11 protein-coding genes are annotated in these 15,104 nt (G+C 61.5%); 7 read left to right on the top strand and 4 right to left on the bottom strand.

The features are described from left to right. Nucleotides 1-20 precede the first annotated feature (20 nt). Both V474_RS22535 and V474_RS22540 read left to right on the top strand, forming a co-directional pair. On the top strand, nucleotides 21-1,589 hold the full coding sequence (locus V474_RS22535) for a carbon-nitrogen hydrolase family protein (RefSeq protein ID WP_059153472.1): 1,569 nt from the start codon (nucleotides 21-23) through the stop codon (nucleotides 1,587-1,589). Nucleotides 1,590-1,681: 92 nt separating this feature from the next. After that, nucleotides 1,682-2,395, top strand: a complete 714-nt coding sequence (locus V474_RS22540) for a GntR family transcriptional regulator (RefSeq protein ID WP_059153473.1) — start codon at nucleotides 1,682-1,684, stop codon at nucleotides 2,393-2,395. Nucleotides 2,396-2,433: 38 nt separating this feature from the next. Here the strand turns inward: V474_RS22540 and V474_RS22545 are convergent, their stop codons facing one another. Further along, nucleotides 2,434-2,733, bottom strand: coding sequence for a hypothetical protein (locus tag V474_RS22545; protein ID WP_059153474.1), 300 nt, complete (start codon nucleotides 2,731-2,733; stop codon nucleotides 2,434-2,436). A gap of 299 nt (nucleotides 2,734-3,032) precedes the next feature. On the opposite strand from V474_RS22545, the gene V474_RS22550 reads away from it, so the two are divergent. Genes V474_RS22550 through glgX form a run of 5 tightly spaced genes read left to right on the top strand, consistent with a single transcriptional unit; the run spans nucleotide 3,033 to nucleotide 12,217 of the window. Continuing rightward, nucleotides 3,033-5,462: a glycogen/starch/alpha-glucan phosphorylase gene (locus tag V474_RS22550; RefSeq protein WP_059153475.1), complete on the top strand. Its 2,430-nt coding sequence runs from the start codon at nucleotides 3,033-3,035 to the stop codon at nucleotides 5,460-5,462. After that, entirely contained in the window at nucleotides 5,459-7,633 is a 2,175-nt protein-coding gene (glgB, locus tag V474_RS22555) for a 1,4-alpha-glucan branching protein GlgB (RefSeq protein ID WP_059153476.1), read from the top strand. Before V474_RS22550 ends, glgB begins: the two co-directional genes overlap by 4 nt. A 60-nt stretch (nucleotides 7,634-7,693) precedes the next feature. After that, nucleotides 7,694-8,953, top strand: coding sequence for a glucose-1-phosphate adenylyltransferase (gene glgC, locus V474_RS22560; protein ID WP_082699976.1), 1,260 nt, complete (start codon nucleotides 7,694-7,696; stop codon nucleotides 8,951-8,953). 7 nt (nucleotides 8,954-8,960) lie between these two features. Continuing rightward, nucleotides 8,961-10,421: a glycogen synthase GlgA gene (glgA, locus tag V474_RS22565; protein WP_059153478.1), complete on the top strand. Its 1,461-nt coding sequence runs from the start codon at nucleotides 8,961-8,963 to the stop codon at nucleotides 10,419-10,421. Continuing rightward, nucleotides 10,418-12,217: a glycogen debranching protein GlgX gene (glgX, locus tag V474_RS22570; protein ID WP_059153479.1), complete on the top strand. Its 1,800-nt coding sequence runs from the start codon at nucleotides 10,418-10,420 to the stop codon at nucleotides 12,215-12,217. The genes glgA and glgX overlap by 4 nt, the downstream gene beginning before the upstream one ends. Before the next feature lie 7 nt (nucleotides 12,218-12,224). Here the strand turns inward: glgX and V474_RS25875 are convergent, their stop codons facing one another. The 3 genes from V474_RS25875 to V474_RS22580 all read right to left on the bottom strand — a co-directional run bounded on the left by V474_RS25875 (nucleotide 12,225) and on the right by V474_RS22580 (nucleotide 15,090). Continuing rightward, the gene (locus V474_RS25875; RefSeq protein ID WP_148649522.1) at nucleotides 12,225-12,473 is read right to left on the bottom strand and encodes a hypothetical protein; all 249 of its coding nucleotides are present in this window, start codon (nucleotides 12,471-12,473) and stop codon (nucleotides 12,225-12,227) included. A gap of 40 nt (nucleotides 12,474-12,513) precedes the next feature. Further along, complete coding sequence (locus V474_RS22575) at nucleotides 12,514-13,104, bottom strand: sugar transferase (protein ID WP_059153480.1); 591 nt, start codon at nucleotides 13,102-13,104, stop codon at nucleotides 12,514-12,516. Nucleotides 13,105-13,776: 672 nt separating this feature from the next. After that, nucleotides 13,777-15,090, bottom strand: a complete 1,314-nt coding sequence (locus V474_RS22580) for an HlyD family type I secretion periplasmic adaptor subunit (RefSeq protein WP_236711403.1) — start codon at nucleotides 15,088-15,090, stop codon at nucleotides 13,777-13,779. Between the last annotated feature and the right edge of the window lie 14 nt (nucleotides 15,091-15,104).

The raw sequence follows: 15,104 nt of genomic DNA on the forward strand, positions 1-15,104 counted from the left end.
CGCGCGTATTAGCCCCACTCATGGACCAGACCAAAGCCAAGCTCATCATCCGCCAGGCCACCGTCGCGGATGCGCCGGCGATCGCCCGCCTCTCAGTCAAAGTGTATGGTAAGGCCGATGCCTTCACCCGCGCCGAGATTCGCGGCCAGCTCATCAATTTCCCCGAAGGCCAGTTCGTCGCCGAATATGAAGGCAAGGTGGCGGGCCACTGTGCGACGATGATCGTCACCGCCGACCTCGCCTTCAAGCCGCACACCTGGGAAGAGATCAGCAATGGCGGCTATGGCCGTCCGCCCGCACCCGAGGGCGACGTCCTCTATGGCTTCGAGGTCTGCGTCGATCCCGATTACCGCCGTCTTCGGATAGGCCAGCGCCTGTACCGAAAGCGCAAGGAGGTATGCCAGTACTTCGAGTTGAAGGGCATCGCCTTTGCGGGCCGTATGCCCGGCTACTCGCGCCGCAAGCGCCAGTACCCTGATCCGGCTGCCTATGTGCAGGCCGTGCGCGACAAGAAGATCCGCGACCAGGTCATCAACTTCCAGATGAACGAGGGCTACGAACCGCGCGGCATTCTACCTGACTATATTCCTACCGACCGCGAGAGCGGCGGGAACGCGGTCATGATGTACTGGGTCAATCCGCTTGCCCCGCGTGATACCGGCAAGGCAGTGCCGGGCCTGAAGGAGCGCGTGCCCTCCAGCGTGCGCGTGGCCACCGTCCAGTTCCAGATGCGCAAGATCGAGACAATCGACCAGTTCGAGGAACAGGTCGAATATTGGATCGATGTCGCGGCCGATTACGAGAGTGATTTCGTTGTCTTCCCGGAATTGTTCACCCTCGAACTGCTCTCGATCGAGGAGACGAAGCTGGAGCCGGTGGAGGCGATCGAAAAGGTCGCTACGTACACCGACCGCTTCGTGGAATTCATGCAGCGCATGGCGGTCAGCTACAATATCAACATCATCGGCGGCTCGCACCCCACCCGCGTCAAGCTGGGCGGCGGCAAGAGCGAAATTCGCAATATCGCCTATACCTTCCTGCGTGACGGCGCGGTGCATGAGACGCAGAAGCTGCACCCCACTCCGTCGGAGCGGCGCTGGTGGAACGTGCGCGGCGGCTACGGCGCCAACGTCATCCCCACCGATTGCGGGCCGATCGGCGTCATGATCTGCTACGACAGCGAGTTCCCCGAACTGGCGCGCCACCTCGTCAACCAGGGCGCGCTGATGCTGTTCGTGCCGTTCTGCACCGACGAGCGGCGCGGCTACCTGCGGGTGCGCTACTGCGCCCAGGCCCGCGCGGTGGAGAACCAGTGCTATGTCGTGACCTCGGGCGTGGTGGGCAACCTGCCCAACGTCGAGAACATGGACGTTCACTACGCGGAGAGCGCCATCCTTACGCCGTCCGACTTCCCCTTCGCCCGGGACGGGGTGGCGGCGGACACCGCGCCCAATACCGAGACGATCGCCATAGCCGACCTCAGCCTCGATGCGCTGCTGACGGCGCGGCAATCGGGCGCCGTCCAGAATCTCAAGGATCGCCGGTTCGACCTTTACCGCGTGGAGTGGACCCAGACCCCGGGCGATTGATGGTCTGCGACACCGTCGGCGCTGCGCATTCGCGATTTGGCGCGAAAGGCGCCGTGGTCTATGCGCGATCGTATACCACCTGATGGATGCCCATGACAACAGATCCGTACTCCAGCTCATTACAGGGCGTTGCCAGCCAGCGCGTCGCCGACATTCTCGCGGGGCGCATCCTGTCGGGCGAACTCCCTCCGGGAGCGCGGATCAAGCAGGACGAACTGGCGGACGAACTTGCCACCAGTCGCATTCCAGTGCGCGATGCCTTGCGCATGTTGGAGGCAAGGGGCCTGGTCGTCATACGGGCCAATGCCGGTGCGCGTGTCATGACCCTGACACGCCGCGATCTGGAAGTCTCCTACGAGATCCGCGAGCGCATCGAACCGCTGCTACTGGCTGACAGCGTGCCGCATCTGACCGGCGAAGACCTCGCTGATTTGCGCAAAGTTATGGAGCGTAACCAGGGCGCCACCGATGTCGAGGAGGCGATGGCGCTGGAGCGCGAGTTTCACTGGATTACCTATCGCCGGCATTCCACCCCGCTGCTTGCGCAGATCGTGGAACGCATTTGGGATACGACTCAGAGCTATCGGCGGGATTACAGGAAGCTGGCGATGGGGCATACCATGACGGGCGCAGGCCGTACGCACGATGTCGAGCATCAGCTGCTCTACGATGCCGTGGCCAAAAAGGAGGTCGAGACCGCGCAAGCGGCGCTCGTCCTGCACATCCGCCGCACCCGTGCCGAGCTCGCGCGCCATAGCGGCGTGCTGGCGAATCCCGGTTCAGGCGCTCGGAACGAAGCGGGATAGGCCCGCATATTGGATACACCGGGCAACCGGCCCGCGCGTTACACTCCCAGTACGAGAACGTCGTCGGATCTGGGCGGCTGCGCCTCGTAGGAGGGTAGGGGCGTGAAATTCTCGTCGATCAGTTCGAGCGTAGCCAAGCCTGCCAGTTTGAACTGGCCAAGTTGCTTTTCGTCTTCCGAACGCCAGTTTTTGCTCAGATTCAGCGCGCTGAGAAACAAGTCTCCGTGCCGCTGGAAAAGCAGATGAGGGGCAAGTCTGATGGTAGCGCCATTATAGGACGCCGCGACGATTTTCTTGTGGGCGATAGCCTCTAACAGCTTAAGGCGTGGGTCGCTCATTAGGATTACCTAAGTATTGTCATATCGATTGTGCGTTGCAGCATATTCTGCTTTCGCACTCAAAATTGCAAGTCCCTTTCCAGCTTTGGCACCCTATGCGTCAGACAGGACTTGAATTCACCGTCCGCCAGCGAATTTCTTGCGGCACTGCACAATGACACTTGCCGCCCCGTAACCCTGTGCTAGCCATGATGCGGAAGAGTGGGAGAGGGGGGAGGTCGCCCCCTGACCTGGCGATAACCGGCGTCGTCACGACGCGCCGAAAATGGCGCTGTGGCGACCTGTCAAGGAGAGCTTTCGTGGCCAGCGAACCCGTGTCCGACACCAAGCCGACAGCCCCATCCGATTTCGACAAGCACATCATGCGCGTGCTGCGCAACCGGGTCGGCAAGGACGAACGTGCGGCAAAGCAGCACGACTGGTACAGAGCCGCGATCTATGCGCTGCGCGACGAGATCATCGACCCCTGGTTCGAATCCACGCGCCGTACTTACGATGCCGGTGACAAGCGGGTCTACTATCTCTCGATGGAGTTCCTGATCGGCCGCCTGCTGCGCGACGCCCTGTCCAACATGGGCATGACGCGCGAGATGGAAAAGGCGCTCGCAGCCCACGGCCTCGACCTTGCCGAACTGGAAGAGATGGAACCGGACGCCGCGCTGGGCAACGGCGGCCTCGGGCGACTGGCGGCCTGCTTCATGGAGAGCCTCGCCACCCTCGACATCCCTGCATATGGCTACGGCATCCGCTATATGAACGGCATGTTTCGCCAGCGCATTGAGGATGGCTGGCAGGTCGAACTGCCTGAAACCTGGCTGGCCCATGGCAATCCTTGGGAATTCGAGCGGGTGGAGAGCACTTACCTCGTCGGCTTCGGCGGTGAAGTTGCCGCGCAGGGCGACGGCGTGATCTGGAACCCGTCCGAGAAGGTGGAAGCCACCGCCGTCGACACCCCCGTCGTCGGCTGGAAGGGCAAGCGCGTGAACACGCTGCGCCTGTGGACCGCGAACCCGATCGACCCGCTCAAGCTGGATGCTTTCAACGCCGGCGACCACCTCGGCGCGCTGGCCGAGCAGATGCGCGCCGAAAGCCTCGTGCGCGTGCTTTATCCCGCCGACTCCAGCCCGTCCGGCCAGGAACTGCGCCTGCGGCAGGAGTATTTCTTCACCGCCGCATCGATCCAGGACATCGTGCGCCGCCATGTCCAGTACGCCGGCGATATCCGCACCTTGCCGGAAAAGGCCGCGATCCAGCTCAACGATACGCATCCCTCGGTGGCGGTGGCGGAACTGATGCGCCTGATGGTCGACGTCCACGGGCTTGAGTTCGGCGAGGCCTGGGAGGTGTGCAAGAAGACCATCTCCTACACCAACCACACCCTGCTTCCCGAGGCACTGGAAACCTGGCCGCTGCCGCTGTTCGAACGGTTGCTGCCGCGCCACATGCAGATCATCTATGCGATCAACAGCCGCGTCCTGCGCGAGGCGCGCAAGGCCGGTCTGACGGACGCCCAGATCGCCGCGATCTCGCTCATCGACGAGAGCGGGGAGCGCCGTGTACGCATGGCGAACCTTGCCTTCGTGGGCGCGCACTCGATCAACGGCGTGGCCGCGCTGCACACCGACCTGATGAAGGAGACGGTCTTCGCGGATCTCCACGCGCTTTACCCCACGCGCATCAACAACAAGACCAACGGCGTCACCCCGCGCCGCTGGCTGCAGCAGTGCAATCCGGGTCTTACCCAAGTCATCACCGACGCCATCGGCCCGGAATTCCTTGATGACGCGGCCAGGCTCACCGACCTCAATGCGCTGGCAGAGGACGCCGCGCTGGGCGAGCGTATCGGCGAGGTGAAGCGTGCCAACAAAGTCGCGCTGGCGGACCATATCCGCAAGACCATAGGCATCCGCCTTGATCCCGATGCCATGTTCGACGTGCAGATCAAGCGTATCCATGAATACAAGCGCCAGTTGCTCAACCTGATCGAGACGGTCGCCCTCTACGACCAGATCCGCAGCCATCCGGAGCAGGAGTGGGTGCCGCGCGTGAAGATTTTCGGCGGCAAGGCGGCGCCCAGCTATCACAACGCCAAGCTCATCATCAAACTGGCCAACGACATCGCCCGGCGCGTGAATTCCGACCCCTCGGTCGGCGGGCTGCTCAAGGTCGTCTACGTGCCCAACTACAATGTCAGCCTGGCTGAGCGGATCATTCCCGCAGCCGATCTGTCGGAGCAGATTTCCACCGCCGGCATGGAAGCCTCGGGCACCGGGAACATGAAGTTCGCGATGAACGGCGCGCTCACCATCGGCACGCTCGACGGTGCCAACGTCGAGATCAAGGATCACGTCGGCGACGACAACATCGTGATCTTCGGCCTCACTGCCGAGGAAGTCGCCGCCAAGCGCGCCGACGGCTATAACCCGCGCGAAGTCATCGAAGGTTCGCGCGAACTGGCGCAGGCACTTTCGGCCATCTCGTCCGGGGTGTTCTCGCCCGACGATCCGGGGCGTTACGAAGGGCTGGTGAACGGTCTCTACGACCATGACTGGTTCATGTGCGCCGCCGATTTCGACGCTTACGCCGCCGCGCAGCGCCAGGTCGACGCGCGCTGGGTGGACACCGCAGGCTGGCGCACCTCGGCGATCAGGAACATTGCCAACGTCGGGTGGTTCTCATCAGACCGGACCATCGGTGAATATGCCAAGGACATCTGGAAAGTTCTGTGAAGCCATCCGAAAACGCCATCGATTCCCTGCTTCAAGGAACCAACGCAGACCCGTTCTCGCTTCTCGGCACCCATCCCGGACCTGATGGCACCACCTTGCGCGCGATCCTGCCGGGCGCGGAGACGGTCGAGGCGTTCAGCCTCGACGGTGCCCGTCTCGGCACTCTAGACAAGGTGGACGATCGTTTCCTCTTCGAGGCGCGCCTGCCTGTAACGCCGCAGCCGATCCGCTACCGCTGCACCGCGCGCGGCAGCGACTGGCTGGTTACCGACCCGTACACCTTTGGTCCGGTGCTGGGCCCGGTCGACGACCTGTTGATCGCGCAAGGCACGCATTTCCGCTTGTTCGACAAGCTGGGCGCACACCTGATCGATCATGAGGGCGCATCGGGCGTCCACTTCGCCGTCTGGGCGCCCAACGCCGTGCTGGTCAGCGTGGTGGGCGATTTCAACGACTGGGACGCAGGGCGCCATGTGATGCGCAGCCGCACGGACATCGGCGTCTGGGAAATCTTCATTCCCGATATCGCCGATTACCGCGCCTACAAGTACCACATCGTCGGCGCCGATGGATCGGTGCAGCCGCTGAAGGCCGATCCGTTCGCCTTCATGGCCGAAATCCGGCCGAACAACGCCTCGATGACCGCCGTGCCCGCCAAAGTGGACTGGGGCGATGAGGGGCACCGCGCGCACTGGGCCTCGGTCGATGCGCGCAAGGTGCCGATCTCGATCTACGAGGTCCACGCAGGATCGTGGCGCCGCGATCGCTGGAACTGGTTTCTCGACTGGGACACCATGGCCGATCAGCTCATCCCCTATGTCGTCGAGATGGGCTTCACCCATATCGAGTTCATGCCGATCAGCGAGCATCCCTACGATCCGTCGTGGGGGTATCAGGCGACCGGGCTGTTCGCCCCGTCCTCGCGGTTTGGCGAACCCGCCGGCTTTGCCCGCTTCGTGGACGGCGCCCACCGTGCCGGCATCGGCGTGCTGCTCGACTGGGTGCCTGCGCATTTCCCGCAGGACGATCACGGCCTTGTCCGGTTCGACGGCACCGCGCTGTACGAACACGAAGACCCCCGACTTGGCTTCCAGCCCGACTGGAATACGCTGATCTACAACTTCGGGCGCCGCGAAGTGCAGAGCTTCCTGCTCAACAACGCGCTGTTCTGGGCTGAGCGTTATCATGTCGACGGTCTGCGTGTGGATGCGGTCGCCTCTATGCTCTACCGCGATTATTCGCGAAAAGCGGGAGAGTGGATACCAAATCAGGAAGGCGGGCGCGAAAACTGGGAGGCGGTGGAGTTCCTGCGCGCCACCAACCGCGCGCTCTACGGCCAGCACCCCGGCTTCATGACCATGGCGGAGGAATCCACCTCCTGGCCCGGCGTCACCCAACCCGCCTATGAAGGCGACGGCAAGGGCAAGGAGACCGCGCTCGGCTTCGGTTTCAAGTGGAACATGGGCTTCATGCACGACACGCTGCGCTACATGTCGCGCGATGCGGTGCACCGGCGTTACCACCACGATGACCTGACCTTCGGGCTAGTTTACGCTTTCTCGGAAAATTACGTGCTGCCGCTCAGCCACGACGAAGTGGTACACGGCAAGGGTTCGCTACTCGGCAAAATGAGCGGCGATGATTGGCAGAAATTTGCGAACCTTCGCGCCTATTACGCGTTCATGTGGGGATATCCTGGCAAGAAGCTTCTGTTCATGGGTCAGGAGTTCGCACAGCGCCGCGAATGGAGCGAGGAGCGCGCGCTTGATTGGGACTTGCTCGGCGCTCCAGCCCATGAAGGTATTCGTAACCTGGTGAAGGATTTGAACCGTCTCTACCGCACCAAGCCAGCACTTCATGCGGGCGATTGCGAAGGTGATGGCTTCGAATGGCTTGTGGTCGACGATTCCGAAAATTCGGTGTTCGCTTGGCTGCGCAAGGCGCCGGGCGTGAACCCGGTGGCGGTGATCGCCAACATGACGCCGACGATGCACACGAATTACAGTGTGCCATTGCCGTTGGCGGGCAAGTGGAACGAGATCCTGAACAGCGATTCCGTGCATTACGGGGGCACTGGCAAGGGCAATCTCGGACAGGTGAAGTCGGTGGACGGGCGTGCGACAGTCACGCTGCCGCCTCTTGCGACGATAATGCTAGAATTCGCCGGTTGAACACCGGGATCAGATGACTTCAACAATCAAACGGCAGGCGCGGCCAATGGAGAGCGAACGATGAGAACCCCGTCTGGGCCGCTGGCGCGCGATGCCATGGCCTACGTCCTTGCCGGCGGGCGCGGTAGCCGCCTCAAGGAATTGACCGACAACCGGGCGAAGCCTGCGGTCTATTTCGGCGGCAAGGCGCGCATTATCGATTTCGCGCTGTCGAACGCCATCAACTCGGGTATTCGCCGCATCGGCGTCGCCACGCAGTACAAGGCGCATAGCCTTATCCGGCACATGCAGCGTGCGTGGAATTTCATGCGCCCCGAGCGTAACGAGAGCTTCGACATTCTGCCGGCCAGCCAGCGCATTTCCGAACTGCTATGGTACGAAGGCACGGCGGACGCGGTCTACCAGAACATCGATATCATCGCGGTACACGATCCCAAATACATGGTCATCCTGGCGGGCGACCACGTCTACAAGATGGATTACGAGCTGATGCTGCAGCAGCACGTCAACTCGGGCGCGGACGTGACGGTGGGCTGCCTGGTGGTGCCGCGCATGGAGGCGACCGAGTTCGGCGTCATGCACGTCGACAACGCCGACCGGATCACTGCATTCGTGGAAAAGCCGGCAGATCCGCCGGGCATTCCAGGGCAGGAGGACATGGCGCTCGCCTCGATGGGCATCTACGTCTTCAACACCGAGTTTCTGTTCGACCAACTGCGCCGCGACGCCGCCGATCCCGACAGCAAGCGCGATTTTGGCAGCGATCTCATCCCCTACATCGTCAAGCACGGCAAGGCGCAGGCCCACCGCTTCACCGACAGCTGCATCCGCGCGGCCGAGGAAATCGGCGAATACTGGCGCGATGCAGGCACGCTGGACGCCTACTTCGATTCCAACCTCGACCTGACCGACACCGTCCCGCAGCTCGACATGTACGACCGCGAATGGCCGATCTGGTCCGACGCGGTGGTCGCCGCCCCCGCCAAGTTCGTCCACGACGAGGAAGGCCGGCGCGGCCATGCGATCTCATCGCTGATCTCCAACGACTGCATCGTGTCCGGCGCGCTCGCCCGGCGTTCGTTGCTGATGACGGGTGTGAAGATGGGCAGTTTCTCGTGTGTAGATGAGGCCGTCATCCTGCCGTACAGCAACATTGGCCGCAGCGCGCGTTTGAGCCGTGTCATCATCGACTCCGGTGTCCGCATTCCCGAAGGCCTCGTGGTGGGCGAAGACCCCGAGCTTGACGCCCGTCGCTTTCGACGCACCGAGAATGGAGTGTGCCTCATCACCAAGCCGATGATAGATCGACTGGGGCTGTGATGGCGGCATGACGATCAAGGTCCTTTCGGTCGCTTCCGAAGCGGTCCCGTTGGTCAAGACCGGTGGGCTCGCGGATGTTGTGGGGGCGCTTCCCGGCGCTCTCGCCCCGCATGGGGTGGAAACGACGACCCTGCTGCCCGGCTATCCATCTGTAGTCTCAGCATTGAACCGGCCGAGAGCGGTCCACGCCTGGGATTCGTTGCTTGGAACGCCGGCGCGCTTGCTCTCCGGCACGCTGGAAGGCGGCCACCCGCTGTTGGTGCTCGACGCCCCGGCGCTCTTCGCCCGTGAAGGCGCTCCCTATACCGACGCGGCAGGTCGCGATTGGGCCGACAACTGGCAGCGTTTTGCGGCTCTTGGCCGAGCCGCGGCCGACATCGCGGGTGGCGCCTTGGTCAAGCGGGGCAAGCAGCAGAGTTTCGACCTCGTCCACGCGCATGATTGGCAGGCCGCGCTGGCCCCCGCCTACTTGCGCTACGCACCTTATGGGGCGACCCGTACACCTTCTGTCATCACCATTCACAACATGGCTTTCCAAGGCTGGTCCGGCCCTGAGGTTTTCCCTCAGCTCAGCCTTCCCGCAGAGGCCTGGGCTCTCGACGGCGTCGAATACCACGGAGGGGTAGGCATGCTGAAGGCAGGCCTTGCCAGCGCCAATGCGATCACCACCGTCAGCCCGACATATGCGCGAGAAATACGCTCAGCCACCTTCGGCATGGGTCTTGAGGGCGTGATCGTGGAGCGCGGTAACTCGGTTCACGGCATCCTCAACGGCATCGACGCGAAAGTATGGGATCCAGCTGGTGATCTTTCGCTTGCCGCCCGTTACAGTCATCGGTCTCTCGACAAGCGCCGGGCCAACAAACGCGCACTTGAGGCTGAGTTTGGTCTGGATGCAGGGGATGGACCACTGTTCATCGTCGTTACCCGTCTGACCTGGCAAAAGGGCATGGACGTGCTGCCTGAAGTGATCGACCATCTGGTCGGCATCGGCGGGAGGCTGGCGCTGCTCGGCTCAGGGGATGCCACGATCGAGCGCGACCTTTTCAAAGCTGCAGCTCGTCATCCTGGCCGCATCGGTATCCGCGTGGGATATGACGAGTCGCTGTCGCATCGGATGCAGGCGGGCGGCGATGCGATTATCATCCCCTCGCGGTTTGAACCTTGCGGCCTGACGCAGCTTTACGGCCTCGCCTATGGCTGTCTGCCCGTGGTCGCGCGCACCGGAGGTCTTGCCGACACGGTGATAGACGCCAATCCCGCCGCACTCGCTGCGGGCTGCGCGACCGGGGTGCAATTCGATGGCGTCTCCTACCACGCCCTCGCAGCGGCGCTTACCCGCACCGTAGCGCTCTATAGCCAGCAGGACGTATGGGTGCGCCTCCAGAAAAATGCGATGAAGTGCGACTTCTCGTGGAAGGCCAGCGGAAGGGCTTACGCGGACCTATATGCCGCGCTGATCGCATGACCATGCTCGGCGCGCATGTTGAAGGGGGGCGGACCCGCTTCGCGGTGCGCTCGCCCCATGCGCACAGGGTCTGGCTCTGCCGCTTTGATGGAGATGTGGAAACCCGGCACTTGATGGAGCGAGGCGGGTCGGACTGGACCATTACACTACCCGGCGACTTGGCCGGTACTCGGTACGGCTATCGCGCTGCCGGGGAATGGGCGCCGGACAAGGGGCTGTGGTTCGATCCGGCCAAGCTGCTGGTAGACCCCTATGCTGTCGCATTGGACCGCCGCTTCGTGCAAGATCCTCGCTTGGCCCTCTTTGGGGAAGATACCGCGGATATCGCCCCGCGTGCGGTCGTACCTTCGCCGCTCATTGCTCTGACGCCCGAGCGCCCCCGTTTTGCCCGCGGCGGCCTTGTCTACGAACTCAATGTGCGGGCATTTACAATGCTGCACCCCGATGTGCCGGAGTCCCTGCGCGGCACAGTCGCTGCGCTGGCTCACCCGGCGGTGCTGGGTTATTTGAAGAAGATCAAAGTTACTGCCGTAGAGTTGATGCCGGTAGTCGCCTGGATCGACGAGCGTCATTTGCCGTCGCTGGGCCTCGTCAATTCCTGGGGTTATAATCCGATCGCCATGATGGCGCTTGACCCTGGCCTGTGCCCCGGCGGCGTGGCCGAACTGCGTGATACTGTTGCCGCGCTGCACGCAGAGGGGATTGGCGTACTGCTCGACCTCGTGTTCAACCACTCGGGCGAGAGCGACACGGCGGGCGGCATATTGTCGCTGCGCGGACTGGACGACGCTGCTTATTCGCGCGCGCCCAACGGTGATCTGATCAACGATACCGGCTGTGGCAATACGCTGGACTTTTCAAATCCCGCCGTGCGCCGCCTGACTGTCGATACGATGCGCCATTTCGTTGTCCATTGCGGGGTAGACGGTTTTCGCTTCGATCTAGCCCCGGTATTGGCAAGAGGCCCCGGGTTTGATCCCGCCGCCCCGATTTTCGCTGAGATTTCCGCCGACGCGTCACTGGCTGACCGCATTTTCATTGCTGAGCCGTGGGACATCGGTCCAGGCGGCTATCAACTCGGTCAATTTCCCGAGAACTGGCTGGAATGGAACGACCGCTTCCGCGACGATGTCCGCCGATTTTGGAAAGGTGAGGGCGGTATTGGGGCACTGGCGACGCGGCTTGCGGGTTCATCAGACATATTCGGTCAGCAAAGCGATAGGGGATGCCGATCGGTAAATTTCCTAGCTGCCCATGATGGATTCACGTTGGCTGATATGGTCGCCTATGAACAGCGCCATAACTGGGCGAATGGTGAACAAAATCGGGACGGCCACGGCGAAAACTTCAGCTGGAACAATGGCGTTGAAGGTCCGAGTGACGACGCGGCCGTGATCGCGGCGCGAAGGGTGGATATCAAAGCCTTGCTCGGGACGCTTTTTGCATCTTCAGGTACGATTATGCTCACCGCTGGAGACGAATTCGGTCGCACGCAGCAGGGCAATAACAATGGCTATTGTCAGGATAATGCGATCGGATGGGTTGACTGGGTGGGCCGCGATCAAGACTTGGAAAACTATGTCGGCGCCCTGTCGGCGGAGCGAGCAGCGCACCTCTCCTGCTATGAACGCTTTCCGGCACCAGTTCGTTGGCTCACTCGCGAAGGCGGTGCAATGGCGGTTACCGATTGGGAGAGGGCGGGTGAGGGGTGGCTCAATTGCGCTGCCGAGGACGAAAATGTTCCCTTCGCCTTTCGCATCGATCGGGCTGCTCGATGCGTCAAGATCGGGCCATAAGGCGGTACTATTTCGCTGCGATCACGATGCCTTGAAAGTTGGGGTAATGCTCGACAGTCAAATCTCTCTCTTCATTGCCGGATACCGATCCTGCAATTCTGTAATTTAACTTGCGTGCAAGGAAGATTGCTCGCTCCATCGCTTCCCGCGCTGACACGCGAGGAGCTGCAAAGTGAGCGGCCTGATGTTCACTATCTTGACCGCCTGCTGACATTTGCAAATTGACTTGCTGAGTCGATGTGGCTTCTGCGGTCATTGCCTGGCTGCTTTTATCCTTGGAGAAAACGCCATGTTGGTCAGTAGACCCCCCGCGAGGCCAGTACAGCAGGAACAGTGCGCAGGCAGATCGAGAGGTCGTAGAACAGAGACTTGCGCAGGGCGTAGAGAGCGTCGAGCCGGACGCGGGCCTCATAGGAAACCTCATTGCGACCGCTGACTTGCCACAGGCCGGTCAGACCGGGGCGAACTGAGCAATAAGCGTTGAAACGTGGCCCGTAACGGCGAATTTCGGCTTCGATGATTGGGCGCGGCCCAACGATGCTCATATGGCCGGCGAGGATGTTGAAAAGCTGTGGCAATTCGTCGAGGCTGCTTTTGCGCAGGATCGCACCGATTGGCGTGATGCGCGGATCGCTGCGCAACTTCTGGTCGCGCTCCCATTCCAGGCGCGCTTCCGGCGATGATTCGAGGACTGCGTTCAGCACTTCCTGCGAATTCACCACCATGCTGCGGAACTTTAGGCAGGGAAACAGCCTCCCGTCGCACCCGACCCGTCGCTGCACGAAGAGGACAGGTCCCGGCGCAGATAGCTTGATTGCGATTGCGGCCAAGATCAGGAACGGAAGGAACACCAGAATGGCAAGGAACGCTACGGTAATGTCGAACACCCTTCCGCTGGACGTAGCCCTTGCGGCTGCGTTTTCCGATCTGACGAGGCCGGCTTCATCCCCGGGCTGAAGAGTAATGAAAGGTGTTCCAGTTACACTTGCGGCGCCGCCGCGACTGGGGAGATTCTGGTAAATAGTGAAGGGTGCCACAGCCCCGTTCCCCGCTGTATCGCCATAATGAGTCGAGAGAGCTTCCATCGATCCATCCATCTGTTAGGTAACGGAAATCTTGCTTGGCGCCCGACATCCTTATTGGTTTATCGCATGGTAATACAAGTTAAAGAGTGGTCAATAAGGTCTTGCTGCAATGCGGCATGAATAATCTGTCCGATTACAATCTATTCATCGGCCCGTGTTTCGGTTTTGAAAAGCATGCCCCCATGAATCCGCCGAATGGGCGATATTTTCAAACATCCATAATGAATGATGCGAAAAATTAATTCTTCAAACCGGATCATTCCTCGCTCCTGATTAAAGAAGTCTCGTTCAACCCTGACTAGTCTTGGATTTATACAATCGATTGGCGTACTCGCAGGAAGCAAGGTTGATCTCGTTTACCCGAATCGCCGAATGTTCGTGATCGCCTTGGGCTGAGACCCGGTGGAAGCCATGCGGCGACTTTGCATGGACACAATGCGAGGATTGGGGTTTCAATTGTTTCTAGAACGGGTTTCAACCCTCGCGGAATGCGCGTTTGAACTGATCGGACAGTGGCTTGAGAATGTAACTGAGCATGGTGCGGCGACCAGTTTGGATGAAAGTTTCTGCCGGCATTCCCGGCCTCAGCCGTAATTCGCCCAGCTTGGCGATTTCCGCCCTGCCAAGCGCCACGGTTACTCGGTAGAAGGCGCTGTGGGTCGTCTTGTCGTCGGTCCGGTCAGCGGAGACATGCGTGACCGTGCCGATCAGTTCCGGCGTCGTCCGGGTGGAAAAGGCGCTGAAACGCACCGTGGCCGTTTGGCCTGCATGCACCTGGTCGATATCCACGGGCGAAATGGTAGCTTCGACGATCATGTTGTCATCGTCAGGAACGATCTCGAGGATGGTCTGTCCTGCAGGGACGATACCGCCCACGGTGCGATAAGCGAGCTTGTCGACTACGCCCGCCTGCGGGGCGCGGATTACCGCACGTTCGTAGCTGTCATCGGCAGCTACAAAGGCCCGACGAAGTTCGCTCACACGCGCCAAGACGTCCATCAGTTCAGCAGCTGCCGTGCTGCGCGCTTCCGCGTCGATCGATCCCATCTGCAAACGCAGTTCGCCGATGCGCGCGACACCGGAGACTGCACCTTCGCGGGCGCTGCCGGCCTCAGCCGCGAGACCTGAGGCCGAGCGTTCCAGGGCGTTCAGCCGGTCGAGCGTGGTATAGCGCTTTTGGTAGAGCTTGCGCGTGGCGTCGAGTTCGTCGTTTATAAGCGTCGCCTGATCGTTGAAGCTTTGCGCCTTGGTGCGTGAACTGGCGACATCGGCCTGGGCTTGGCTGATCCGTTGCCCCAGCTGCGCGATCATTGATCTGCGTGTATCGCGGCGGAGGATGAAGGTCTTGCGCTCCTGCTCCAACAACGCGGCGATGTTGGGATCGCCGGCCCGGCGTGTGAGTTCGGCTGGGAAGACCACGCCAGCAGCATTATCCCGCTCGGCCGTCAATCGCGCCGCACGGGCGAGCAACTGGTCGACATTCTCGCTGGTGTAAGTCGCCGCGGCGCCGCTGACTTTCGAATCCAGCCGCATCAGCGCCTGTCCCTTTTTCACATGGGCGCCATCGCGCACCATGATGTCAGCGACGACGCCGCCAGAGGGATGGCCGATTTCCTTCACATATGTCGAAACGGTGACCTCTCCCGGCCCGATCACGGCGCCGGTCATCGGCAGGAAAGCCGCCATTCCGCCAAGCCCGAATACTAGAGCGGCGCAGAGGAACACGCCTGCGCGCACTTCCTTGTGCAGGCTTTTTTCCGGCGCGTATGGCCCGGGAAGGACGGGCAAGGTTCCGGTTTGCA

This window comes from Novosphingobium barchaimii LL02, from assembly GCF_001046635.1.
Taxonomy (GTDB): Bacteria; Pseudomonadota; Alphaproteobacteria; order Sphingomonadales; family Sphingomonadaceae; genus Novosphingobium; species Novosphingobium barchaimii.